The organism is Cupriavidus agavae, assembly GCF_004217045.1.
GTDB classification, from domain to species: domain Bacteria; phylum Pseudomonadota; class Gammaproteobacteria; order Burkholderiales; family Burkholderiaceae; genus Cupriavidus; species Cupriavidus agavae.
Map to the genome: position 1 here is coordinate 2,348,038 of NZ_SGXM01000001.1, position 24,404 is coordinate 2,372,441.

25 protein-coding genes are annotated in these 24,404 nt (G+C 68.9%); 19 read left to right on the forward strand and 6 right to left on the reverse strand.

The features are described from left to right. The first annotated feature begins 10 nt into the window (after nucleotides 1–10). Together gloA and EV147_RS10630 are read left to right on the forward strand one after the other, a co-directional pair. Entirely contained in the window at nucleotides 11–418 is a 408-nt protein-coding gene (gloA, locus tag EV147_RS10625) for a lactoylglutathione lyase (RefSeq protein WP_130391035.1), read from the forward strand. Nucleotides 419–430: 12 nt separating this feature from the next. Beyond that, nucleotides 431–1,336 (forward strand): DMT family transporter, encoded by a 906-nt coding sequence (locus EV147_RS10630; RefSeq protein WP_130391036.1) that lies wholly within the window; start codon nucleotides 431–433, stop codon nucleotides 1,334–1,336. Between the two features lie 72 nt (nucleotides 1,337–1,408). On the opposite strand, the gene trpS is transcribed toward EV147_RS10630, so the two are convergent. Genes trpS through EV147_RS10655 form a run of 5 tightly spaced genes read right to left on the reverse strand, consistent with a single transcriptional unit; the run spans nucleotide 1,409 to nucleotide 8,406 of the window. Beyond that, entirely contained in the window at nucleotides 1,409–2,437 is a 1,029-nt protein-coding gene (gene trpS, locus EV147_RS10635; RefSeq protein ID WP_130391037.1) for a tryptophan--tRNA ligase, read from the reverse strand. A 51-nt stretch (nucleotides 2,438–2,488) separates the two neighbouring features. Continuing rightward, complete coding sequence (gene rsmA, locus EV147_RS10640) at nucleotides 2,489–3,331, reverse strand: 16S rRNA (adenine(1518)-N(6)/adenine(1519)-N(6))-dimethyltransferase RsmA (RefSeq protein WP_130391038.1); 843 nt, start codon at nucleotides 3,329–3,331, stop codon at nucleotides 2,489–2,491. 3 nt (nucleotides 3,332–3,334) lie between these two features. Continuing rightward, a complete protein-coding gene (gene pdxA, locus EV147_RS10645) occupies nucleotides 3,335–4,429 on the reverse strand; it encodes a 4-hydroxythreonine-4-phosphate dehydrogenase PdxA (RefSeq protein ID WP_130391039.1) in 1,095 nt (364 codons plus the stop codon). 20 nt (nucleotides 4,430–4,449) lie between these two features. After that, nucleotides 4,450–5,919 carry a peptidylprolyl isomerase gene (locus EV147_RS10650; protein WP_130391040.1) on the reverse strand — a complete coding sequence of 490 codons (1,470 nt, stop codon included), beginning with the start codon at nucleotides 5,917–5,919 and terminating at the stop codon, nucleotides 4,450–4,452. Between the two features lie 9 nt (nucleotides 5,920–5,928). Beyond that, nucleotides 5,929–8,406 carry an LPS-assembly protein LptD gene (locus EV147_RS10655; RefSeq protein ID WP_130391041.1) on the reverse strand — a complete coding sequence of 826 codons (2,478 nt, stop codon included), beginning with the start codon at nucleotides 8,404–8,406 and terminating at the stop codon, nucleotides 5,929–5,931. Between the two features lie 180 nt (nucleotides 8,407–8,586). Between EV147_RS10655 and EV147_RS10660 the strand changes: the two genes are divergently transcribed. The 17 genes from EV147_RS10660 (at nucleotide 8,587) to EV147_RS10740 (ending at nucleotide 23,721) form a co-directional block, all read left to right on the forward strand. Next, the gene (locus EV147_RS10660; protein ID WP_130391042.1) at nucleotides 8,587–9,645 is read left to right on the forward strand and encodes an aminoglycoside phosphotransferase family protein; all 1,059 of its coding nucleotides are present in this window, start codon (nucleotides 8,587–8,589) and stop codon (nucleotides 9,643–9,645) included. 87 nt (nucleotides 9,646–9,732) lie between these two features. Then, nucleotides 9,733–10,419, forward strand: coding sequence for an AzlC family ABC transporter permease (locus tag EV147_RS10665; protein ID WP_235844682.1), 687 nt, complete (start codon nucleotides 9,733–9,735; stop codon nucleotides 10,417–10,419). Next, complete coding sequence (locus EV147_RS10670) at nucleotides 10,416–10,739, forward strand: AzlD domain-containing protein (RefSeq protein ID WP_130391044.1); 324 nt, start codon at nucleotides 10,416–10,418, stop codon at nucleotides 10,737–10,739. Before EV147_RS10665 ends, EV147_RS10670 begins: the two co-directional genes overlap by 4 nt. After that, on the forward strand, nucleotides 10,736–11,449 hold the full coding sequence (gene murU, locus EV147_RS10675; protein WP_130391045.1) for an N-acetylmuramate alpha-1-phosphate uridylyltransferase MurU: 714 nt from the start codon (nucleotides 10,736–10,738) through the stop codon (nucleotides 11,447–11,449). The genes EV147_RS10670 and murU overlap by 4 nt, the downstream gene beginning before the upstream one ends. A 104-nt stretch (nucleotides 11,450–11,553) precedes the next feature. After that, nucleotides 11,554–12,951: an aminopeptidase P N-terminal domain-containing protein gene (locus tag EV147_RS10680; protein WP_130391046.1), complete on the forward strand. Its 1,398-nt coding sequence runs from the start codon at nucleotides 11,554–11,556 to the stop codon at nucleotides 12,949–12,951. Further along, complete coding sequence (locus tag EV147_RS10685) at nucleotides 12,948–13,421, forward strand: hypothetical protein (protein ID WP_130391047.1); 474 nt, start codon at nucleotides 12,948–12,950, stop codon at nucleotides 13,419–13,421. Before EV147_RS10680 ends, EV147_RS10685 begins: the two co-directional genes overlap by 4 nt. After that, nucleotides 13,399–14,643 (forward strand): UbiH/UbiF/VisC/COQ6 family ubiquinone biosynthesis hydroxylase, encoded by a 1,245-nt coding sequence (locus EV147_RS10690; protein ID WP_130391048.1) that lies wholly within the window; start codon nucleotides 13,399–13,401, stop codon nucleotides 14,641–14,643. Before EV147_RS10685 ends, EV147_RS10690 begins: the two co-directional genes overlap by 23 nt. A 221-nt stretch (nucleotides 14,644–14,864) precedes the next feature. Next, on the forward strand, nucleotides 14,865–15,929 hold the full coding sequence (gene dusB, locus EV147_RS10695; protein WP_130391049.1) for a tRNA dihydrouridine synthase DusB: 1,065 nt from the start codon (nucleotides 14,865–14,867) through the stop codon (nucleotides 15,927–15,929). Beyond that, the gene (locus EV147_RS10700; protein ID WP_092291917.1) at nucleotides 15,926–16,159 is read left to right on the forward strand and encodes a Fis family transcriptional regulator; all 234 of its coding nucleotides are present in this window, start codon (nucleotides 15,926–15,928) and stop codon (nucleotides 16,157–16,159) included. The genes dusB and EV147_RS10700 overlap by 4 nt, the downstream gene beginning before the upstream one ends. Before the next feature lie 16 nt (nucleotides 16,160–16,175). After that, nucleotides 16,176–17,747 (forward strand): bifunctional phosphoribosylaminoimidazolecarboxamide formyltransferase/IMP cyclohydrolase, encoded by a 1,572-nt coding sequence (gene purH, locus EV147_RS10705; protein ID WP_130391050.1) that lies wholly within the window; start codon nucleotides 16,176–16,178, stop codon nucleotides 17,745–17,747. Between the two features lie 147 nt (nucleotides 17,748–17,894). Then, nucleotides 17,895–18,440, forward strand: coding sequence for a crossover junction endodeoxyribonuclease RuvC (ruvC, locus tag EV147_RS10710; RefSeq protein ID WP_130391051.1), 546 nt, complete (start codon nucleotides 17,895–17,897; stop codon nucleotides 18,438–18,440). A 46-nt stretch (nucleotides 18,441–18,486) separates the two neighbouring features. Then, entirely contained in the window at nucleotides 18,487–19,659 is a 1,173-nt protein-coding gene (locus EV147_RS10715; protein ID WP_130391052.1) for a glycerophosphodiester phosphodiesterase, read from the forward strand. Between the two features lie 58 nt (nucleotides 19,660–19,717). Then, a complete protein-coding gene (ruvA, locus tag EV147_RS10720; RefSeq protein ID WP_130391053.1) occupies nucleotides 19,718–20,299 on the forward strand; it encodes a Holliday junction branch migration protein RuvA in 582 nt (193 codons plus the stop codon). 51 nt (nucleotides 20,300–20,350) lie between these two features. Next, nucleotides 20,351–21,418 carry a Holliday junction branch migration DNA helicase RuvB gene (ruvB, locus tag EV147_RS10725; RefSeq protein ID WP_130391054.1) on the forward strand — a complete coding sequence of 356 codons (1,068 nt, stop codon included), beginning with the start codon at nucleotides 20,351–20,353 and terminating at the stop codon, nucleotides 21,416–21,418. Nucleotides 21,419–21,584: 166 nt separating this feature from the next. Beyond that, a complete protein-coding gene (locus EV147_RS10730; RefSeq protein ID WP_130391055.1) occupies nucleotides 21,585–22,187 on the forward strand; it encodes a hypothetical protein in 603 nt (200 codons plus the stop codon). Nucleotides 22,188–22,254: 67 nt separating this feature from the next. Beyond that, on the forward strand, nucleotides 22,255–22,842 hold the full coding sequence (locus tag EV147_RS10735; protein ID WP_130391056.1) for a BPSL1445 family SYLF domain-containing lipoprotein: 588 nt from the start codon (nucleotides 22,255–22,257) through the stop codon (nucleotides 22,840–22,842). Nucleotides 22,843–22,977: 135 nt separating this feature from the next. Next, a complete protein-coding gene (locus tag EV147_RS10740) occupies nucleotides 22,978–23,721 on the forward strand; it encodes a queuosine precursor transporter (protein ID WP_130391057.1) in 744 nt (247 codons plus the stop codon). A gap of 6 nt (nucleotides 23,722–23,727) precedes the next feature. On the opposite strand, the gene EV147_RS10745 is transcribed toward EV147_RS10740, so the two are convergent. After that, nucleotides 23,728–24,402, reverse strand: coding sequence for a histidine phosphatase family protein (locus EV147_RS10745; RefSeq protein ID WP_130391058.1), 675 nt, complete (start codon nucleotides 24,400–24,402; stop codon nucleotides 23,728–23,730). Between the last annotated feature and the right edge of the window lie 2 nt (nucleotides 24,403–24,404).

Genomic DNA, 24,404 nt, shown 5'->3' on the forward strand with positions numbered 1-24,404 from the left:
GAAGGCCCCCATGCGACTCCTCCACACCATGCTGCGCGTTGGCGACTACCAGCGCTCGATCGACTTCTACACCCGCATCCTCGGCATGCAACTGCTGCGCGAGAGCGACAATCCCGAATACAAGTACCGGCTGGCCTTTGTCGGCTACGGCCCCGAGACCGAGACCGCGGTGCTGGAGCTGACCTACAACTACGGCGTCGACAAATACGACCTGGGCTCGGCCTACGGCCATATCGCGCTGGAAACGCCGAACGCGGCCGAAGCCTGCGACCGCATCCGCGCGGCCGGCGGCAAGGTCACGCGCGAGGCGGGTCCGGTCAAGGGCGGCACCACGGTCATCGCCTTCGTGGAAGACCCGGACGGCTACAAGATCGAACTGATCGAGCGCAATTCCACGCGCGACGCCGCCCGCCCGTAAGCGGCGCCGTCGATGGGCACACCAACAACAACAAGGCGCCCGCTGGACAGCACGGCCATCGGCCTGATGGTGCTGCTGTGCGCCGCATGGGGACTCCAGCAGGTGGTGATCAAGGTCACCGCCCCCCTGATGGGCGCCGTGCTTCAGGCCGGCGTCCGCTCCGCCATCGCCGCGCTGCTGGTGTTTGCGTTCGCCGCCTGGCGCCGCACGCCGCTCTGGGAGCGCGACGGCACCCTGCGCGCCGGCATCGTGGCCGGGCTGCTGTTCGGGGCGGAGTTCTTCTGCATCTTCGTCGGCCTGGGGCACACCACGGCCTCGCGCATGGCCGTCTTCCTCTATACGGCACCGATCTTCACCGCGCTGGGCCTGCACCTGTTCGTGCCGGGCGAGCATCTGCAGCGCAGCCAGTGGCTGGGCGTGGTGCTGGCGTTCTGCGGGATGGTGCTGGCGTTCGCCGATGGCATCGTGGCGTCCACGGCCCAGTCGTCGACACTGCTCGGCGACGCGCTGGGCGTGGTGGCCGGGGCGTTGTGGGCGGCCACCACGATCGTCGTGCGCGGCAGCAAGCTGTCTCACGCGCCGGCCAGCAAGACTCTGCTCTACCAGTTGACGGTCTCGGCCGTGCTGCTGCTCGTGATGGCGCTGGCGGCCGGCCAGATGCACCGCGTGGAGATCAGCGGCTTCGTGGTGGCCAGCCTGTTCTACCAGTCCGTCCTCGTGGCGTTTGCCAGCTACCTGATCTGGTTCTGGCTGCTGCGCCAGTACCTGGCCTCGCGGCTGTCAGTCTTCTCGTTCCTGACACCGCTGTTCGGCGTGGCATTTGGCGTGCTGCTGATGCACGACCAGGTGGGCGTGCGATTTGCCGTGGCGGCGGTGCTGGTGCTGGGGGGAATCGTGCTGGTGAACCGGCGGGGGTGATTCACCTTTCGCTGGTCTTGCCCCCCTCTCCCGCGTCGCGGGAGAGGGGAGCAAACCCCCGGCAAGCCGAGATTACTTCGGGAACGAGAACATTCCCACTGCGCTGCGCACTTCCTCCAGCGTCTGCTGGGTCAGTTCGCGGGCTTCGGCGGTACCCTTCCTGAGCACATCGAACACGTAGGCCGGGTCCTGCGCCAGTTGCTCGCGGCGTTCGCGGATCGGGCGCAGCATTTCCTGCAGGACGCCTTCCACGCGGCGCTTGAGCACCATGTCGCCGAGGCCGCCGCGCTGGTAGTGTTCCTTGAGCGCCTGCACTTCCTCCACGTTCGGGTCGAACGCGTCGAGGTACGTGAAGACCACGTTGCCCTCGACCTGGCCCGGATCTGACACCTTGAGGTGGTTCGGATCGGTGTACATGCGGTGCACGGCCTCGCGGATCTGGTCCGGCGACGCGCCGAGCGGAATCGCATTGCCGAGCGACTTGCTCATCTTGGCCTTGCCGTCCACGCCGGGCAGGCGGCCATACTTGGGAATCAGCGCGGCGGCCTCGGGCAGCACCTCGCGGCCCACCTGATGGTTGATGCGGCGCACGATCTCGTTGGTCTGCTCGATCAGCGGTGCCTGGTCCTCGCCCACCGGCACCAGCACGGCCTTGAAGCCGGTGATGTCCGCGGCCTGCGACGCCGGGTAGCACAGGAAGCCCGCCGGAATGTCACGGCCGAAGCCGCGCGCCTGGATCTCCTCCTTGATCGTAGGATTGCGCTCCAGACGCGCAACTGTGACGAAATTGAGGTACATCAGCGTCAGTTCGGCCAGCGCGGGCAGGTGCGATTGCACCGTGATCGTGGTCTTGGCCGGGTCGATGCCCACGGCCAGATAGTCGAGCGCCACTTCCAGCACGTTGCGGCGCACCTTCTCCGGATCGTGCGCGTTATCGGTCATCGCCTGGGTGTCGGCCAGCAGTACGTACTGCTTGTGCGTCTCCTGCAGCGAGACACGGCTCTTCAGGGAGCCGACATAGTGCCCCAGGTGCAGCGGGCCAGTGGGGCGGTCGCCAGTCAGGATGACGGGACGCGGATCGGTCTTGGTCTGTTCGGTCATGAGCGTCGCAAAAACTTCAAATTTGAACGAAAACGGTAAGGTAGCGCGGCGTCAGGCCGTGCCACGCGCGGCTGGCGCGGCGCTGTTGCCGACGATGCGCGCCAGTTCCACATATTCGGCCACGGCCACTTCCTCGGCGCGGCGGCCCAGGTCGAAGCCCAGCGCGTCGAAATCCACCTGGTCGCGCAGGAACGACAGCGTGTTGCGCAGCACCTTGCGGCGCTGCGAGAACGCGGCGGTCACCACGTCGCCAAGCACATTGGCGTCGCAGGCCGGGTACGGCGAGCGCAGCGTGCCATCCTCGGCGCGCGGCCACGGGATCATGCGCACCACGGCCGAATCAACCTTGGGCGGCGGGTTGAACGAGGCCGGCGGTACGTCGAGCACGTGCTCCATGTGGTAGCGCACCTGCAGCATGATCGACAGCCGCCCGAACGCCTTGCTGCCGGGCTCGGCCACCATGCGCTCCACCACTTCCTTCTGCAGCATGAAGTGCTGGTCATGCACGTGGTCGGCAAAATCCATCAGGTGGAACAGCAGCGGGCTCGAAATGTTGTACGGCAGGTTGCCAACGATGCGCAGCGCGCGGCCGGGCTGCTGCAGCTTGCCGAAATCGAACGCCAGCGCGTCGCCGGCATGGACCGTCAGCCGGTCCTCGTAGCGGCGGCGTAGCCGTTCTACGAGATCGCGGTCCAGTTCGACCACCTGCATGCCGGGCAGCCGCTCCAGCAGCGGGTCGGTCAGCGCACCAAGGCCCGGGCCGATCTCGACGACGATGTCGCTCGGCTGTGGATCGATGGCGTTGACGATGCCGTAGATGATGCCGTCGTCGACCAGGAAGTTCTGGCCGAACCGTTTGCGGGCCACATGGCCCTGATGCACGTTTGAACGCATAGGTCAGTGCCGGCCGCCGGCGGACGCGCCGTTGCCGTGGCGTCCGCTGGCGTGGCCAGCCATGTTGATGGCGCATCGGATCGCCTCGATCATGCTGCCGTGCTCGGCCCGGCCGGTGCCGGCCAGGTCGAGCGCGGTGCCATGGTCCACCGATGTGCGGATGAAGGGCAGGCCCAGCGTGACATTGACGCCGTGGCCGAAGGTGCCGTATTTCAGCGGCGCGAGGCCCTGGTCGTGGTACATCGCCAGCACGCAGTCGGCATCGCGCAGGTGGCGGGGCTGGAACAGCGTGTCGGCGGGATAGGGGCCGCGCGCGTCGATATTGGCATCGGCCATCTCGCGCAGCGCGGGCTCGATGACCTCGATCTCCTCGCGGCCCATGTGTCCCGCTTCGCCGGCATGCGGGTTGAGGCCGGTCACCAGGATGCGCGGGCGGGCGATGCCGAAATGGCGGCGCAGGTCGTGGTCGACGATGCGCAGCGTCTCGGCCAGCATCGGCACGGTCAGCGCGTCGGGCACGGCGCGCAGCGGCAGGTGCGTGGTGGCCAACGCCACGCGCAGCATGGCATTGCCATGGGCGGGCTGCGGACCAGCCAGCATCATCACCACGCGCGGCACGCCGGCGCGCTCGGCCAGGTACTCGGTATGGCCGGTGAACGGGATGCCGGCGTCGTTGATCGTGCTCTTCTGCACGGGTGCGGTGATCATGGCCGCATAACGGCCGTCCTGCAGCCCGTCGATGGCGGCATCGAGCAGTGCCAGCACGTAGCGCCCGTTGCGGGCGTCGAGCTGGCCCGGCTCGCAGGCCACGCCCAGCGGGACGTCCCGCACCTCGACATGGCCGTCCGCGATCCGCCGCTGCCAGGCATGGGCCACGCCCAGCGCCTCGGCACGCGCCATCAGCAGGCGTGCATCACCGATCACATGAAACCGGAAGTCGGCCCCGCCGCCGTGGCCTGCCGCCGCGTCCTGGCCGTTGGTGCCGGCCAGCTGCAACAGGGCGCCGATCGTGATATCGGGGCCGATGCCGGCAGGCTCGCCGGTGGTGATCGCCAGCACGGGCGATGCGGAAGACGGGGCAGGTGCAGGGTCGGGCATGGGGCGAGTGGGGGCGCTGACTAGCGCTGGCGGTTGATCCGGTATTCCACGTACGCCGCGCTGCGCAGCTGGCGCACCCAGTCATCATAGGCGGCGCGCATCTTCTGCTCACGCACTTCGGCGCGGGCGAAATCGCGCTGCTTCTCCGGCGATACCTCGGTTTCGCGGCGGTTCTCCACCTGGATCAGGTGCACGCCGAACTGCGACACCACCGGCTCGGAGATCTCGCCCGGACGCAGCCGGCTCATGGCCTGCTCGAATTCCGGCACCAGCTCGCCCGGCGACACCCAGCCCAGTTCACCGCCCTGCTGGGCCGAACCGTCCTGCGAGTAGCGGCGCGCCGCATCGGCAAAATCGCCGCCGTGCGTGATGCGGTCGCGGATCGTCGCCATCTGGCGCTTGGCTTCCGCCTCGGGCATGTTCGGGCCGGTGCGGATCAGGATATGGCGCACCTGGGTCTGCGTGATGCGGTCCGCGGCGGCCGGCTGCGCCTGGCCCATGCGCTTGGACGCCAGCTTCAGCACATGGAAGCCGTTGGCGGATTCCACCACCTCGGGCACCACGCCGCCGGGCTGCAGGTCGACCACGGCGTTGGCGAACAGCGCCGGCAGGCGTCCGATCTCGCGGAAGCCCATCGAGCCGCCCTGTGCCGCCTCGGGCCCCTCGGAATTGGCACGCGCCAGCGCGGCAAAGTCCGCATTGCCCTGGGCCTGCTTGAGCAGCCCCTCGGCCTTGGCCTTGAGCTGGGCCTTCTGCGCCTCGGAGGCGTCCTCGGGAACGCGCACCAGGATCTGCTGCACGTCATACTCGGCCGGGCCGCTGGCGGCGCCCTGCCCGCTGCGCGCGGCGACGAAATTGTCGATCTCGCCGTCGTAGACCTGCACCTTGGAATCGACCTCGCGCTCGCGCAGGCGGATCACCTGCACCTGCTTGCGCAGCTCGTCGCGGTACTTGGTCCAGCTCATGCCGCTGCCTTCCACGCGCAGGCGCAGGTCGCCCGGCGACATCTTGTTCTGCTGCGCCACCGACTCGATGGCACGGTCCACTTCCTGGTCGGTCACCTTGATGCCGGCGTCCTGGGCCGCCTGCGTCTGCACGCGTTCCATTACCAGGCGCTCCAGCACCTCGCCCAGCAGGTCCGCGCGCGGCGGGATCTGGCGGTTGGCGGCGCGCAGCTGGTTCTCGATCTCGTCGGCACGGTCCAGCAGTTCACGGCGCGTGATCACGCTGTTGTTGACGATGGCCACGACCTCGTCCACCAGTTGCGAGCGCTTCTGGCCCGACTGCGGCGACGGCACGCCCATCTGCGGCTGGCTCGGCGCCACGGTGCTGCCGTTCTGCGGCACGAAGATGCCCTGCGTGCGCGAGCCGGCGCCCGGCGCGCGCAGCTGCGCGGCGGCGGGAGCGGCCAGGGTCACGAGGACAGCCGAAACCAGCAGGCGCTGCCAGGGGTTCAGGCGGGACAACACGGAGAAAGCTTGACGTTTCATCTTGGTCCGTCATTCATAGTGATCGTACGGCGACGCAGGCACCGGTCGCGCGGTGGCCGGCTCGTAGCCGGGCACGTTGAGGCGCAGCATGTTCAGCGGGTTCGACCCCACCTTCGACAGGCCACGGAACTCCACCTGCAGGAAGAACCGGCCAGTGTAGCCGTTCGTGGTGTTGCGGAAGCGCTGGTAGACGAAACGCCCCACCCAGCAGTCGGCCGCATATTCCAGGCCGGCCAGCGCGTCCACCAGCTGGCTGGCGGACTGGTCGTAGGCCACCCGGCCAATCCCGTAGGTACGCTGCGTGATCGGCCACTGGCCCGACAGCTCCACCTGGTCGATCGCGGTATTGTCAGTGACTGACGTCGCGCGGCGGTAGCGGTAGCCCACGTTCAGCACCTTGCGCGACTCCGGACGCCACGTGAACGCCACGTTCGAGTAGTTGACGCGGTTGTCCTCGGGGTTCCACTGGATGCCCGCGTCCAGATAATAGCCGCGGAACAGCTGGATGGTGGTGGCGGCCAGCAGGTCCGAATAGCTCGGCTTGGTGTCCGTCAGCGTCCCGCCAATCTGCACGCGCTGGCCGGTGAAGTCCACCCGCTGGGCAATCGTGCCGCGGAACCGCTCGACGCCGGTCTCGGCTTCGATCAGGCGCGTGGTCAGGCCGGCCGTCAGCTTGTTGTTGTCCGCAATGCGGTCGTAGCCGCTGAACGGGTTCTCGGTGAAGATCTGGCCGTAGCTGAAGTCAGACTGCACCGTGTCGAAGACCGGGAACTGGCTCTGGTCGCGGAACGGCGTGTAGACGTAGAACAGGCGCGGTTCCAGCGTCTGGGTGTAGTTCACGCCAAACAGCCGGCTCAGGCCCGGCGCGTCGCGCTCGAACGTCATGCCCGAGTCCAGGCTGACGGTCGGGATGGCGCGGCCCATCGTGTTCGAGACACCGGTGGTATTGGTGCCCACGTCCATGTCGTACTGCGCCGCGTTGAAGATCACCTTCGGCGTCACGTACCAGCCCGGCCGGATGATCGGATAGCTGATCGTCGGCTGGAAGTAGGCGCGGCTGCCCTCCGGCTGCTGCAGGCCCGTGGACGTGAGCGGGATGCGGAAGCGCGTGTAGTCGGTGTCGATCGCAATGTCGAAGCCGCCGAAGTCATAGCGGTTGTACTTCGCATTGAGCTGCGGCTCGCGCTCGTACGACGGCTCGCTGGGGCGCAGCGTCTGGAACTTCTGCACGCGCGCCAGGAACGTCCAGTAGTTCCAGTTGTAGATCACGCCGCCTTCCTGCGTGTACTGGCGCAGCGTGGACTGCGAGACGGTACGCGTCAGGTCATCCGGGTACTGGTCATCCGAGACCTTGCTGATGTTGGCGTACGCCACCATGCCCGGGATGATCTGCTGGTTGTGCTGGAACGAATACGCCCAGCGGTCCCGGCCGGCCTTCTTGTCGTCGGGCAGGAACTCGGCCCGCAGGCGGCCGCTGTAGCCATCGCCCAGGTAGCGGAAATCGCCGCCCAGCTGCACGCCGCGCTCCGACAGCAGGCGCGGGAACAGCGTCAGGTCGCGGTTCGGCGCCAGGTTGAAGTAGTACGGCACCGTCAGGTCGAACCCTGACTTCGAGCTGTACCCCATCAGCGGCGGCAGCACGCCGCTGCGGCGGTCGTCGTTGAGCGGGAACGTGAAGGCCGGGGCGCCCGCCACGGGCACGCCGAAGAAGTGCAGCACGCCGCCATAGGCGGTACCCACCTCGCGGTCGCTGTCGAGATCGAGCTTGCGCGCGCTGAAATACCAGTCCGCGTTGTCGGGCGAACAGGTCGTGTAGGTGGCTTTCTTGAGCGTGCTGCGGTCCGGATCGAGAAAATCGACGCGCTCGGCGCTGCCGGCGCCGCCGGTCTGCTGGAAATAGTAGTCCGGCGACAGCATGTGGCCTTCATTGGCCTCGATCCGCATGCGGGCCTCGGGGCCCACGGCCAGCGTGCCGCCCTGCGACATCCGCACGTTGCCCGTGGCATGGGCCTGGTCGGTGTCCTGGTCGTAGGTCAGCTTGTCGCCCTTGACCACGGCGCCGTCGCGGCGCAGCTCGGCGTTACCTTCCAGTTCGACGCCCTTCTCGTTGTAGCCGGTCATCCGGTCGCCCGAGATATAGGCCGGGGCGTTCGGGTTGGACGGCGTCGAGCCCTGCGTGGCGCCCAGCGGATTGTTGCCGGTCGGCGCGCCCTTGGCGGCCGGCTCGGCCAGGCGCGGCACCAGTTCGCCGGCCTCGGGCGGCGGCGGGGCCTTGTCGGGCGCCTGGGTGAAGGTCGGCTCGGACAGGTCGATGTCCGGAATCGACGACGCGGCGCCATACTGGGCGTGGGCGTTGACCGAAAGGCCGGCCATGGCCAGCACGAGCGGTCGCAGGGCGCCCGCGGGCATGCGGACGCGCCGGTGCTTGCCGTCGCGCGCGGGCGGTCGGGTGGCCGGATGATGCGGTGATCGTCGTTGTTCGGTCATGCAAACGGTTGTCGGTCGGCTCGGCAACGGGCGCGGCGCGGGCTGCCGCAAAGCGGGTCCCGCTCCCTGCAGCCCCAATGCCAGAGCGGGCTGCGGGGCAACAAAGGCCCCTCCCGGGGGCCACCCGGCGCCCGGGTCTGGTCGGGTATTATACGGGGCATCGTATCCTCCCTTTCCGGCATGGCAGCACATATTCCCGACCCGGGCCACGACCCGCGCATCGAACAACTGAAATCGTGGGTAGCCGGGCTTGGCGCGGCATGGTCGATCGACCCCGCCTCGTGCGCGCCGGCATCGGCCGACGCGAGCTTCCGGCGCTATTTCCGCGTGCGGACCGGCCACCCGGCCCACCCGACCGCCATCGTCATGGACGCCCCGCCCGCCCACGAGGACTGCCGCCCGTTCATCCACGTGGCGAAGCTGTTCGGCGACGCCGGCGTGACCGTGCCCACCGTGCTGGCGCAGGATCTCGACCAGGGCTTCCTGCTGCTGGCCGATCTTGGCAGCCAGACCTACCTGTCGCGCCTGGACGCCGCCTCGGCCCGCCCGCTCTACGGCGACGCCGCCGCCGCGCTGGTGCGCATCCAGCTGGCCACGCGCCCGGGCGAACTGCCGGCGTACGACCGCGCGCTGCTGCAGCGCGAGCTGGACCTGTTCCCCGAGTGGTACGTGGCCCGGCACCTCGGCATCACGCTCGACGAGCGCCAGCAGGCCGACCTGCGCGAGGTCTTCGACGCGATCCTGGCCAACAACCTGGCCCAGCCGCAGGTCTACGTGCACCGCGACTACCACTCGCGCAACCTGATGGTCCTGCCCGAGGGGGCGTCCGTGGGCGCCAACCCCGGCATCCTCGATTTCCAGGACGCCGTGATCGGCCCGATCACCTACGACGCCGTGTCGCTGTGGCGCGACGCCTATATCGAATGGGACGAGGAACAGCAGCTGGACTGGCTGATCCGCTACTGGGAGCAGGCACGCAAGGCCGGCCTGCCCGTGGCGCCGGATTTTGGCGATTTCTACCGCGACTACGAATGGATGGGGCTGCAGCGCCACCTCAAGGTGCTCGGCATCTTTGCCCGCCTGTACCACCGCGACGGCAAGGACGGCTACCTGGCCAACCTGCCGCTGGTGCTCAAGTACACCCGCAACGTGGCCGGGCGGTATTCCGAACTGCGCAAGCTGGTGCGGCTGCTCGATGCGTTCGAAGGCACCGAGCGCCCCACCGGCCTGACGTTCTGAGCCGTGGCCCATTCCACTGACCCGGCTGCCGGTCCGGCCATCACGCGCAGCGGCGAATGGTGGGCCGGCGCGCGGGCGCTGGCGCCGATGCTGCTGGGCGTGGTGCCGTTCGGGCTGATCTATGGCGTGCTGGCGGTCAACGCGGGCATGCCGGCGTGGCTGGCCTGCGCGATGAGCGCGATCGTCTTTGGCGGCGCGTCGCAGATGATCCTGACGCAGCTCTGGACCGCCGGCACGCCGGCGCTGGTGATCGCGTTCACCGTGGCCATGGTCAACCTGCGCCACGCGCTGTATTCGGCCACGATCGCCCCGTCGCTGGCACCGCTGCCGCGCCGCTGGAAGGCGCTGGTGGCCTACCTGCTGACCGACGAGGCGTTTGCCGCCATGACGCGCCGGCTCGGCGACACCGGCCCGCGCGCCCGCTATCGCCACTGGTTCTACTTTGGCGCGGGTTTCTCGCTGTGGTCGAGCTGGCAGGTCTCCACGCTGGCCGGCGTGCTGGTGGGGGCCCAGGTGCCGCGCGACTGGCCGCTCGATTTCTTCCTGCCGCTGACCTTCATCGCCATCATCGTGCCCAACCTGAAGCACCGCGCCCAGGTGGCCGCCGCGCTGGTGGCCACGGCGCTGGCCGTGGCCTGCTACGCGATGCCGCACAAGCTCGGCATCATGGCGGCGGCGCTCGGCGGCATTGCCGCCGGCATGCTGCTGCTGGGCCGCGACCGCCACGGGCATGGCGCCGAGGCGCAGCGCGAGCGCCGGGAGCCCGCCGCATGAGCACGACGACCCTGCTGTGGGTATTCATCGTGGCCGGCATGGCCACCTACCTGATCCGCCTGTCGTTCATCGCCGTGGAAGGCCGCGTGCGGCTGCCGGCGTGGTTCCGCACGGCGCTGCAGTTCGTGCCGGCGGCGATGCTGTCGGCGCTGATAGCGCCGGACCTGCTCATGCGCGACGGCAACCTTTACCTGAGCCCGCTCAACGCGCGGCTGGTGGCCGGCCTCGTGGCCATCGTCATCGCCGCCCGCACGCGCAGCGTGGGCTGGACGATCGCCGGCGGCATGGCCGTGCTGATCGCCATGGAGACCCTGATTTGAAAGCCATGATCTTTGCCGCCGGCCGCGGCGAGCGGATGCGTCCGCTGACGGACACCACGCCCAAGCCGCTGCTGCCCGTGGGCGGCAAGCCGCTGATCGTCTGGCAGATCGAGGCGCTCGTCCGCGCCGGCTTCACCGATATCGTCATCAACCACGCGTGGCTGGGCGACCAGCTCGAAGCCGCGCTTGGCGATGGCGCCCGCTTCGGCGTGCGGCTGCACTGGTCGGCCGAGGGTACGGCGCTGGAAACCGCTGGCGGCATTGCCCAGGCGCTGCCGCTGATTACCGGCCCGGAAGGCCCGGACGGCATCTTCCTGGCGGTGTCGGGCGATATCTTCTGCGATTTCGACTACCGCACGCTGCTGCCGCGCGCCGGGGCCATGGCCGGGGCGGAGCGTCCACGGATGCACCTGGTCATGGTGCCGAACCCGCCCTTCCACCCGCGCGGCGATTTCGTGCTGGACGCCGAAGGCCGCCTGGCGCTGCCCGGCCCGGACGCCGGCGGCGAGTCACTGACCTTCGGCAATATCGGCCTCTACGACACGCGGCTGTTCCATGAGATCGTGCCGGGGCAAAAGGTGGCGATGACCCCGTACTACCGCGCCGCGATCGCCGAGGGCCGCGCCACCGGCGAGCGCTTCGACGGGCGCTGGGAGAACATCGGCACGCCCGGACAACTGGCCGCGCTGGACCGCAGCCTGCCGGCCTGAGCGCCTCAAACGGCACGCGCTGCCTACGCAGCACGTGCCGACCGGTTTAGAATCGGCACATTCCCTCAACAGCCCCGCTCCGGCCCCGCGCCGGGCCACCGTTCATGTCCGCACCCGATTCCGCTTTCCTCGGCGCCTGCCGCGAACGCCGCGCCCGAGTGCTGCAACACCTGCGCACCCACGGCGGCGGCGTGGCCATCGTGCCCACCGCGCCGGAAGCCATGCGCAACCGCGACAGCGACTATCCGTACCGGCACGACAGCTATTTCTATTACCTGACCGGTTTCACCGAGCCCGAGGCCGTCCTCGTGCTGGTGGCGGGAGCGCCCGGCCAGGGCGGCGACCGCAGCATCCTGTTCTGCCGCCCGAAGCACGAGGAACGCGAGATCTGGGACGGTTTCCGCTACGGCCCCGAAGGCGCGCTGGCGACATTCGGCTTCGACGAGGCGCATTCGGTCGAGGAAATCGACGCGCTGCTGCCGCCGCTGCTGGCCAACCGCGCACAACTGGCGTACCCGCTGGCGGCGGACACCGATATCGACGTCAACGTGCGCCGCTGGCTCGACGCCGTGCGCATGCAGGGCCGCGCCGGCGTGGCCGCCCCCTCGGTAGCGGTCGATGTCCGCACGCTGCTCGACGAGATGCGCCTGTTCAAGGACGCCGGCGAGGTGGCCACGATGCGCCGCGCGGCCGAGATCTCGGCGCAGGCCCATGTACGGGCCATGCGCGCGTCGCGCGCCGGGCTGCGCGAGTACCACCTCGAAGCCGAACTGCTCTACGAATTCCGCCGCCATGGCGCGCAGAGCGTGGCTTACAACTCGATCGTGGCCACCGGCCCCAACGCCTGCGTGCTGCACTACCGCGCCGGCCCGGCCGAACTGCGCGACGGCGACCTGTGCCTGATCGATGCGGGTTGCGAACTGGACGGCTACGCGTCGGACATCACGCGCACGTTCCCGGTCTCGGGCCGCTTCACGCCGGCCCAGCGCGAACTGTACGACCTGGTGCTGGCGGCGCAGGAAGCCGCCATCGCCCAGACACGCGCCGGCGTGCCCTACAACGTGCCGCACGACGCGGCCGTCAGGGTACTGGCGCAGGGCATGCTCGACACGGGCCTGCTCGACCGCAACAAGGAAGGCACGCTCGATGACGTGCTGGCCAGCGGCAGCTATCGCCGCTTCTACATGCACCGCACCGGCCACTGGCTCGGCATGGACGTCCACGACGTGGGCGAATACCGTGTACCGGGCCCGCTGCCGGCCGGCCAGGAAGGCGAGCGCCCGTGGCGCCCGCTCGAAGCCGGCATGGTGCTGACCATCGAGCCGGGCATCTACGTGCGCCCGGCCGAAGACGTGCCCGAGCGCTACTGGCATATCGGCATCCGCATCGAGGATGACGCCGTGGTGACGGCGGGCGAATGTGAACTGATCACGCGCGGCGTGCCTGTGAAGGCCGACGAGATCGAGGCACTGATGCGCGGCAACGGAGGATCGTCGCGATGAAGGCATTGTTGAGCAGGCTGTTTAACACCGGTACGACCCGGCACCGCACCGCGGTGCCCCAGGTGGACCCGAACCAGCCTTTCGTGGTGAATCTCTACGATGACCGCCTGGTCGTGCACCGGCCGGACGGCCAGCGCGAGGAACTTGCCTGGGACGCGCTCGAACGCGTGGTGATCCGCGTGTCGGACCGCGAGCCCTGGGCCGGCAAGCCGTGGCTGATCCTGGCCGGCGACGCCGAGAGCCAGCAGGGCTGCGTGGTGCCGATGGCCGCGGCCAATTTCGACGCGCTGCTGCAGCGACTGCAGCAACTGCCGGGCTTCCACCAGCAGAAGCTCGATAACGCGATGCGCGACGCCGGTGCCGGCAAGACCCGCACCGACGCCAATCTCTGGAAGCGTGGCGAGGCCGCACCGGCCGCCGCCGCGCCGGCGCAGGAGGCACCCAGCCATGACACCGCAGGCCAGCCCTGACACGCACGCCGGCACGGCTGCCGTGCCGTGCGACATCGCCATCGTCGGCAGCGGGCCCGTGGGGCTGGCGCTGGCGGGGCAACTGCTGCGCTGCACGCCGCTGCGCATCGCGCTGATCGACGCCGCCACGCCCGCGCGTGCGGCACGCGATCCGCGCGCCATTGCGCTGTCGCACGGCAGCCGCCAGTTGCTCGAACAGATCGGCGCCTGGCCGGTGCCGGCGCAGGCCATCGAGCACATCCACGTCTCGCAGCGCGGCCGGTTCGGCCACGTGAAGCTGCACCGCGAGGACTACGACGTGCCGGCGCTCGGCTACGTGGTCAAGTACGGCGACCTGTGCCAGACGCTGGAGCGCGCGCTGGCGCGGGCGTCAGAGGCGGCGCCCGGCCGGCTGCAGCGCGTGTTCGAGACCCGGATCGACAATATCGAACAGGACGCCTCCGACACGGTCACGCTGACCGGAACCTCCCATGCCGACCATGATGGCCTGCCCGTGGCCTACACCGCCTCACTGGCGATCCAGGCCGAAGGCGGCCTGTTCCACCAGCAGGCGCAGCGCCTGGCGCGCGGAACCGAGGCCAGCCGGCGGCGCGACTACGGGCAGACCGCCATCATCTGCCATGTGACGTGTACCCAACCCCAGCCCGGCTGGGCGTGGGAGCGCTTTACCGAGGAAGGCCCACTGGCGCTGCTGCCGCACGAGGAACACGGCGCCACCGGCTATGCGCTGGTGTGGTGCTGCCCGCCGGAGCAGGCCGAGCGGCGGCTGATGCTGTCCGAATCGGATTTCGCCGAGGAACTGGGCCGCGCATTCGGCACTCGCATGGGCCGCTTCACGCTGGCCGGCAAGCGCCACGCGTTTCCGCTCGGGCTCAACGCGGCGCCGGTGACCGTCAGCGGACGCGTGGCGGCCGTCGGCAATGCGGCGCAAACGCTACATCCGGTGGCAGGTCAGGGCCTGAACCTGGGCCTGCGCGACGCCTTCGCACTGGCCGATTCGCTGCGCGCGGGCGGCACGCCCGGGGCATTGCAGGATTTTGCGCGCCGCCACCGCGTGGACCGGGCGATGACGATCGGCATCACGGACCTGCTGCCGCGCGTGTTCGGCGTGGGCGGGTCGCTGGCGGCACATGCGCGCGGCGCCTCGCTGGCGGCGCTGGCCTGCCTGGCACCGGTGCGCCACACGCTGGCACGCCACATGATGTTCGGCGCCCGGCGCTAGACGCGGCACCCGACCGCTCCCGAACCCTGCGTCGAACGCCGCCTCGAACGGTTCCTCGACGATATTTGCTCATTTATTGGGCAACCCGGCCGGTTTGGCGGTAAAATCCCGCCCTCGCACATGACCCCAGGCAGCCGGCAACCAGTCCGGCCGGGGCATGTTTTCGCTTCCCCGCCGCGCGCGCGGCACCGGAAGCCAGCCCTACAGCCCAGCCCGCCGCCGTGCAGATCGGTCCGCATATCCTTCGCAACAACCTCTTCGTCGCCCCCATGGCCGGGGTGACGGACCGGCCGTTCCGCCAGCTGTGCAAGCAGCTCGGGGCCGGCTATGCGGTCTCGGAGATGGTGGCGTCGAACGCCCAGCTCTGGAAGAGCGAGAAGACCATGCGCCGCGCCAATCACTCGGGCGAGGTGGAGCCGATCTCGGTGCAGATTGCCGGGGCGGAGCCGTCGATGATGGCCGAGGCGGCCCGCTACAACGTGGACCGTGGCGCGCAGATCATCGACATCAACATGGGCTGCCCGGCCAAGAAGGTCTGCAACGTGGCGGCCGGCTCGGCGCTGCTGCAGAACGAGCCGCTGGTGGTGCGCATCGTCGAGGCCGTGGTGGGCGCCGTGGGCGACCGCGTGCCCGTGACGCTGAAGATCCGCACCGGCTGGGACCGCGAGCACAAGAATGCCCCGCGCGTGGCGCGCATGGCCGAGGATGCCGGCATCAGCATGCTGACCATCCACGGCCGCACGCGTGCGGACCTGTACCACGGCGACGCCGAATACGAGACCATCGCCGCCGTCAAGGCCGCGCTGCGGATTCCGGTGGTCGCCAACGGCGACATCACGTCGCCGCAGAAGGCGAAGCACGTGCTGGCCGTGACCGGTGCGGACGCCATCATGATCGGCCGCGCGGCGCAGGGACGCCCGTGGCTGTTCCGCGAGATCGAGCACTATCTGAAGACCGGCGAGCTGCTGCCGTCGCCCGAGGTGGCCGAGATCCGCGCGATCATGAATCATCACCTGGCGGACCACTACGCGTTCTACGGCGAGTTCACGGGCGTGCGCACCGCCCGCAAGCACATCGCGTGGTACACGCGGGGGCTCAAGGGCGCAAACCTGTTCCGGCACCGGATGAACACGCTGGAATCTACCGGCGCGCAACTGGAAGCGGTCAACGCATTCTTCGACGAGCAGGCGGCCATTTCCGACCGCCTGGTCTATGACGACGAGAGCGCGCCGGAGGCAGGACAAGACATCGACAACAACAAGAAACGGGAACCGCTTGCCGCATGAGCCGCAACGCTATCGACCAATGTATCCGCGACAGCCTGGATACGTACTTTCGCGACCTGGACGGCGAAGAGCCGTCCAACATGTACAACATGGTGCTGGAGGCCGTGGAACGGCCCCTGCTGGAAGCCGTGATGGCGCGCGCCGAGCGCAACCAGTCGCTGGCGGCCGCCTATCTCGGCATCAACCGCAACACCCTGCGCAAGAAACTGCAGCAACACGGATTACTTTGAAGCGTCTCCCCCAGCCATGATCAAGCAAGCACTCCTCTCCGTTTCCGACAAGACCGGCATCGTCGAATTCGCGCGTGAACTGAACGCGCTCGGCGTCACGCTGCTTTCCACCGGCGGCACCGCCAAACTGCTGGCCGACGCGGGCCTGCCCGTCACGGAAGTGGCCGACTACACCGGCTTCCCCGAAATGCTCGACGGCCGCGTCAAGACGCTGCACCCGAAGGTGCACGGCGGCATCCTGGCCCGCCGCGACCTGCCCGAGCACATGGCCGCGCTGGCCGAGCACAAGATCCCGACGATCGACCTGCTCGTGGTGAACCTGTACCCGTTCCAGCAGACCGTGGCCAAGGACGACTGCACGCTGCCCGACGCGATCGAGAACATCGACATCGGCGGCCCGACCATGCTGCGCTCGGCGGCCAAGAACCACCGCGACGTGACGGTAATCGTCGACCCGGCCGACTACGCCGTGGTGCTCGATGAAATGCGCGCCAACGCCAACAGCGTCGGCTACGACACCAACTTCCGCCTGGCCACCAAGGTCTTTGCCCACACGGCCCAGTACGACGGCGCGATCACGAACTACCTGACCAGCCTCGGCAGCGACAAGTCGCACCAGGGCCGCAGCAGCTACCCGCAGACGCTGAACCTGGCCTTCGAGAAGGTGCAGGAAATGCGCTACGGCGAGAACCCGCACCAGTCGGCCGCCTTCTACCGCGACCTCAAGGCCGTGGACGGCGCGCTGGCCAACTACGTGCAACTGCAGGGCAAGGAACTGTCGTACAACAACATCGCCGACGCGGACGCCGCCTGGGAGTGCGTGAAGTCGTTCGATTCCGCTGCCGCCGCGTGCGTGATCATCAAGCACGCCAACCCGTGCGGCGTGGCCATCGGCGCCAACGCGCTGGAAGCCTACGACAAGGCGTTCAAGACCGATTCGACCTCGGCCTTCGGCGGCATCATCGCCTTCAACGTGGAACTGGACGAAGCCGCCGCGCAGGCCGTGGCCAAGCAGTTCGTGGAAGTGCTGATCGCGCCGTCGTTCAGCACGGCCGCCCGCAATGTGTTCGCGGCCAAGCAGAACGTGCGCCTGCTGGAAATCCCGCTGGGCCGCGGCATGAACCAGTATGACCTGAAGCGCGTGGGCGGCGGCCTGCTGGTGCAGGGTCCGGACGCCCGCAACGTGCAGCCGTCCGAGCTGCGCGTGGTGACGCGCCGCCATCCGACGCCCAAGGAAATGGACGACCTGATGTTCGCCTGGCGCGTGGCCAAGTTCGTCAAGTCCAACGCCATCGTGTTCTGCGGCAACGGCATGACGCTGGGCGTCGGCGCGGGCCAGATGAGCCGCGTGGACTCGGCGCGCATCGCCAGCATCAAGGCCCAGAACGCCGGCCTGACGCTGGCCGGCTCGGCCGTGGCCTCGGACGCCTTCTTCCCGTTCCGTGACGGCCTGGACGTGGTCGTGGACGCCGGCGCCACCGTGGTGATCCAGCCGGGCGGCTCGATGCGCGACGACGAGGTGATCGCCGCCGCCGACGAGCGCGGCATCGCGATGGTGCTGACCGGCACGCGCCACTTCCGGCATTAAGGCGTAGGCAAGTTCCGGCGCGCTCGTGCCGGAACGGCTTGCCCTCTCCCCCAACCCCTCTCCCGCTTGCGGGAGAGGGGAGCAGTTCTCCGCAGTTCAAGCTATTGCGGCGTACACTACGCCCATCCCTCTTTCCTCCCCCGCTTCATGCGTATTCTCGGCATCGACCCCGGTCTGCGGACCACCGGCTTTGGCGTGCTCGAAAAGCACGGCAACAAGCTTGCCTACGTGGCATCGGGCACGATCCGCAGCAATGGCGACGAAAGCCTGCCGCAGCGCCTGAAGACGCTCTATGACGGCATTGCCGAGGTGGCGCGCACCTACGCCCCCGACTGCGCGGCGATCGAGAAGGTGTTCGTCAACGTCAACCCCCAATCCACACTGATGCTCGGCCAGGCCCGGGGCGCCGCGATCTGCGGGCTCGTCGGCCAGGGCCTGCCGGTGTTCGAGTACACCGCGCTGCAGCTCAAGGTGGCCGTGGTCGGTTACGGCCGGGCCAACAAGGAGCAGGTGCAGGAGATGGTGATGCGGCTGCTGGCGCTGTCGGGACGCCCGAGCAGCGATGCGGCCGACGCGCTGGGCATGGCGATCTGCCACGCCAACGGCAGCGACACGCTCGGCACGCTGGCCAACATGGCGCCGGAGCTGGCGCGCAAGGGCATGCGCGTGCGGCGCGGGCGGCTGGTGGGCTGAGCGCCGGGCTTACAATCTGGCTCTTGCCCACGCAGGAAGCCTCCGGATGCCGTCTCTCGCCTCGCTTCGCCTTGCCCTGGCCGTCACCACGGCCGCGTTCATCGCCGGTTGCGCCACCCCGCCGCAAGCGCCGCGTACCGCGGCGCCCTCGCCCGCGCCAGCCGCGCCGGCTCCGTCCGTTGCCACGCCCGCCACGCCGGCGCCGAAGCCGCTCGTGATCGCCCACCGTGGCGCCAGCGCGCTGCGGCCCGAGCACACGCTTGCGGCCTACCAGAAGGCCATCGACGACGGCGCCGACATCATCGAGCCCGACCTGGTCGCCACGAAGGACGGCGTGCTGGTGGCGCGCCACGAAAACGACATCACGGGCACCACCAACGTGGCCGACCTGCCCGAATTTGCCGAGCGCCGCCGCATCAAGGTCATCGACGGCGAGCGCATCGACGGCTGGTTCACCGAGGATTTCACGCTGGCCGAGCTGAAAACGCTGCGCGCCCGCGAACGCATCCCGAAGCTCCGCCCCTACAACGCCAAGCTCGACGGCCAGTTCGAGGTGGCCACGTTCGACGAAATCCTGAAGCTCGCGGACCAGGCGGCGGCCCGGCGCGGCAGCCCGATCGGCCTCTACCCCGAACTGAAGCACCCGAGCTACTTCCGCGGCATCGGCCTGCCGCTCGAAGAAAAGCTCGCCACGGCGCTGCAGGCCAGCGCCTACGCCCGCGCCGCGCCGGTCTACGTGCAGTCGTTCGAGGTTGGCCCGCTGCGCACCATGAAGCGGCTGCTGGGCGCGTCCATGCCGAACGTGCGGATCGTGCAGCTGATCGGCAACCCGCGCGGCCGCCCGGCCGACTGGCGGCTGGCTGGCGACAGCCGCACCTATGCATCGATGCTGACCCCGCTGGGCCTGCGCGAGGTGGCCACCTACGCCAACGGCATCGGCCCCGAGAAAAGCCTGGTGATCCCGCGCGACGCGCAGGGCAACCTGGCCGCTCCCACGGCGCTGGTCACGCACGCCCACGCGGCCGGCCTGACCGTCCACCCCTACACGTTCCGCCCCGAGAACAGCTTCCTGCCGAGATCGCTGCGCGCGCCCGGCGACGACGCCACGCGCAGCCCCGCCGGGCTGGAGCGCGAGATCCAGGCGTTCGCGGCGGCCGGCGTGGACGGCGTGTTCACCGATGACCCCGCGCTGGGCCGCAAGGCCGTGGACGGGCGATAACCCCGGCAAGGCGCGCTACCACGCTACACTTGCGGCCACTCTTTCCCTCGCACCCATCATGATCGGACGCATCGCCGGCACCCTGCTCGAAAAGAATCCCCCGCATCTGCTGGTCGACTGCCATGGCGTCGGCTACGAGATCGATGTGCCGATGAGCACGTTCTACAACCTGCCGGCCGTCGGCCAGCCCGTGACGCTGCTCACGCAGCAGATCATCCGCGAGGACGCGCACCTGCTGTTCGGCTTCGGTACGGCCACCGAGCGCAACACGTTCCGCGAGCTGATCAAGATCACCGGCATCGGCGCGCGCATGGCGCTGGCCGTGCTGTCGGGCCTGTCGGTGCCGGAACTGGCGCAGGCGGTGACGATGCAGGAGACCGGCCGGCTCACGAAAATCCCCGGCATCGGCAAGAAGACGGCCGAGCGGCTGCTGCTCGAACTCAAGGGCAAGCTCGGCGCCGAACTGGGCCACGCGCCGGGCTCCACGCCGGTTGCCGACAACGCCGCCGACATCCTCAACGCGCTGCTGGCGCTGGGCTATTCCGACAAGGAGGCCACGCTCGCCGTCAAGCAGGTACCGGCTGGCACGGGCGTGTCCGAAGGCATCAAGCTGGCGCTCAAGGCGCTGTCGAAGGGCTGAGGCGCCCGCGCCGGGCAGCGTAGAATGGCGCCATTCCGCATCTGACCTGCCATGATCGAAACCGACAAGCTGACTGGTGACCGCCCGCCCGAGCGCGTCATCGCCGCCACCCCCGCCTCGAAACAGGAGGAAGCGTTCGAGCGCGCCCTGCGCCCGAAGCTGCTCGACGAGTACGTGGGCCAGGAGAAAGTGCGCGGTCAGCTCGATATCTTCATGCACGCGGCCCGCAAGCGCCATGAGGCGCTGGACCACGTGCTGCTGTTCGGCCCGCCCGGCCTGGGCAAGACCACGCTGGCCCATATCGTCGCGCGCGAGATGGGCGTGAACCTGCGCCAGACCTCCGGCCCCGTGCTGGAGCGCCCCGGCGACCTGGCCGCGCTGCTGACCAACCTCGAAGCCAACGACGTCCTCTTCATCGACGAAATCCACCGGCTGTCCCCCGTGGTGGAGGAAATCCTGTACCCGGCGCTGGAGGACTACCAGATCGACATCATGATCGGCGAGGGCCCCGCCGCCCGCTCGGTCAAGCTCGACCTGCAGCCGTTCACGCTGGTGGGCGCCACCACGCGCGCCGGCATGCTGACCAACCCGCTGCGCGACCGCTTCGGCATCGTGGCCCGTCTGGAGTTCTACACGCCCGACGAACTGGCGCGCATCGTCACCCGCTCGGCACACCTGCTCAACGCCGTGATCGAGCCGGCCGGGGCGCTGGAGATCGCGCGCCGCGCCCGGGGCACGCCGCGTATCGCCAACCGCCTGCTGCGCCGCGTGCGCGACTTTGCCGAGGTCAAAAGCGACGGTACGATCACACGCGAAATGGCCGATGCCGCCCTGGCGATGCTCGACGTCGATAGCGTCGGCTTCGACCTGATGGACCGCAAGCTGCTCGAAGCGGTGCTGCACAAGTTCGACGGCGGCCCGGTGGGCGTGGACAACCTTGCCGCTGCCATCGGCGAGGCGCGCGACACGATCGAGGACGTGCTGGAGCCGTACATGATCCAGCAAGGTTATCTGCAGCGCACACCACGCGGCCGGGTGGCCACTGCCGCCGCGTACCGCCATTTCGGCCTGGCGTCGCCCACGGCCTCGCGCGACGGCGAGATGTTCGACGCGCCCTGAGCGCGTACGGGCCTCCGGGCGCCTCGCGCTGCACGCGCAGAATCGCCATTTAAACGGTTTCGGCAACCATCAGAAATTTTTTCGAAGTGGATTGCCCCGCTATGGCCCGTTGTCCACAATGACTGCACCCGTTTTTACAATGCGCCACTGCGCGCTAAGGACAGTCATGAACCAGCGAGCCAGCCATCCCCTCTCCCTGCTTTGCGCCGCAGCCTGCCTGGCCTTCGCCATGGCCGGGCCTGCCCACGCCCAGAAGTCCGCGACCGGCCCCGCGCCGATCGGCGTGGCCGAGGAAGCCGTGGTCAGCGGCAAGGTCGTGGAAGTCGATCCCGACGCCAAGGGCGTGCTGGTGCAGGGGCCGCGCGGCAACCTGATCGCGCTGATGGCCGGCGACGAAGCCAAGAACATGGGCAATGTGAAGAAGGGCGACATCGTCACGCTGACACGCGGCGCCGCCGTGGTGGCCGCGCTGGAACCGGTAGGCAGCAAGGATACGGCGCTGATGGAGCAGGTCGAGCGCGTCTCGCGCGCGGCCGAAGGCGGCAAACCCGGCGTGATGCGCGAGGTCACGACCACCGTGACCGCCGAGATCACCAACGTCGACGCCAAGAAGCGCACCCTGACGTTCCGCGGCCCGCGCGAGACGCTGCGCACGGTCAAGGTCAATGACCCGGCGATCGACCTTGCCGGCATCAAGAAGGGCCAGATGGCCAAGATCGTGGTCAAGGAAGTGGTGTCCATCACCGTCAAGTCGCCGACCGCCGGCTGATCCGCACATGGCATGCCGTGGCGGCCGGTTGCCGCCAGCGCAGCACTTGTCCCAAAGAGGAGACTTCATGGATCGACGTCAGTTTGTCACCCGGGTGGCCGGGTCGGGCCTGCTCGTGGCAACCGCCGGCTTTGCGGCCGGCTGCACCACCACGGGCGCCAGCACGCCCACCGACGTGGCCGCCCGGCGCAGGGAAATCGACGAGGGCGCCGACGGCGCGCTGAACCGGCTCTACAGCTCGGTCAACGGCGCCCGGGAGCTGGCCAGCCGCTCGCAGGGCATGCTGGTGTTCCCGCGCGTGCTGGCGGGCGGCCTGGTGATCGGCGGCGAATACGGCGATGGCGCGCTGCGCAGCAAGGGCGCGACGCAGGGGTACTACCGTACCGTATCGGGCACGATCGGCCTGACGGCCGGCGGCCAGTCGCGCTCGGTCATCATCCTGTTCATGACACCCGAGGCATACAACAAGTTCGTGCAGTCCAAGGGCTGGACCATCGGCGCCGACGCCAGCGTGGCACTGGCCAAGATCGGCGCCAATGGCACCATCGATACCGTGACCGCCCAGCAGCCGGTGATCGCGTTCGTGCAGACCAATGCGGGCCTGATGTTCGACGTCTCGCTGAACGGCTCCAAGATCAGCAAGCTCGATCTGTAGCAGGCCGCTCCCAGGCAGCCCCGACCGATCGCAGACGCCCGGCTCCGGCCGGGCGTTTCTTTTGCGGCACACCGGGACCACGCGCTGGCCGTGCCGCTGGCATAATCGCCCGACACCAGCGCCCCGCACCCGTCCATGCCCCCGTCTCCCGCCTCACCCGCCGCGCCGCAGTCCGCGCCCCACACCGGCCGCGTCTACCGCTACTACGACCTTGTCATGGTGGCCTTCGTCACGGTGCTGCTGTGCTCGAACCTGATTGGCGCGGCCAAGGCGGCGCAGGTCACGCTGCCGTGGATCGGCGCGGTGACGTTCGGGGCCGGGGTGCTGTTCTTTCCGGTCTCGTACATCTTTGGCGATGTGCTGACCGAGGTCTACGGCTACGGGCGCGACCGCCGCGTGGTCTGGGCCGGGTTTGCCGCGCTGGCATTTGCGACGTTCATGGCGTTCGTGGTGCTGCGCATGCCCGTGGCGCCGTTCATGAGCGACTACCAGAAGAGCCTGGAAGACGTGTTCGGCAACACCTGGCGCATCGCGCTGGGCTCGCTGGTGGCGTTCTGCTGTGGCAGCTTCACCAACAGCTACGTGCTGGCCAAGATGAAGCTCTGGTCGGGAGGCCGCTGGCTCTGGACACGCACCATCGGCTCCACGCTGGCCGGCGAACTGGTCGATTCCTCGCTGTTCTACGTGATTGCGTTCTACGGCATCTGGCCGCTGGAGAAGGTCGTCCAGGTGGCCGTGGCGCAGTATGTGCTGAAAACGGCCTGGGAAGTGGTGATGACGCCGGTTACCTACCGGGTGGTGGCGTTCCTGAAGCGCGCCGAGAACGAGGACTGGTACGACCGCGACACCAACTTCACGCCGTTCCGGCTCAGGGTCTGACGCCGCTCAGGGCACGCGCCGGTCCACCTCGTCGAGCGTCAGAGACTCCAGGTGGCCGATGTCGGCCCATTGCAGCAGCGTCAGCGCGGCGGTGTCGCAGCGCAGGCGATTGATGCTGGCGTTGAGCAGTTCGTGCTCGCGCGGCGCTTCGAGCGTCATGCCGGTTGCCTCGCGGTACAGGCAGTCGAGCACGCCGCCATGCGCCACCAGCGCGATCCGCTCGCCCGGATGGCGGCGCGACAGTGCCAGCGCAATCTCCACCGCCCGCTCGTGAAACGCGCGCAGCGACTCGCCGCCCGCCGGCGCGTAGTCGGGCACGCGCGCCTGCCAGTTGGCGAAATCCTCGGGCCGCTTCTCCGCCACCTCGGCATAGGTCATCGTCTGCAGGTCGCCGTAGCAGCGCTCGCGCAGCCGCGGCTCCGGGCGCACCGCCAGGCCAAGCCTGCGCGCCAGCGGCGCCGCCGTTTCCATCGCCCGGCCCAGGTCGCTCGAATACACCGCATCGATCGGCTCCCCGGCCAGCGCGCCAGCCAGTGCCTCGGCCTGCGCGCGTCCGGTATCGTTCAGCGGGATATCGACCTGGCCCTGCAGCCGCCGTTCACGGTTCCAGGCCGTCTCGCCATGCCGGATGACGATCAGATGGGTGAAGGCCAGCGTTTGCGGCCCGGTGCTTTGCGACATGC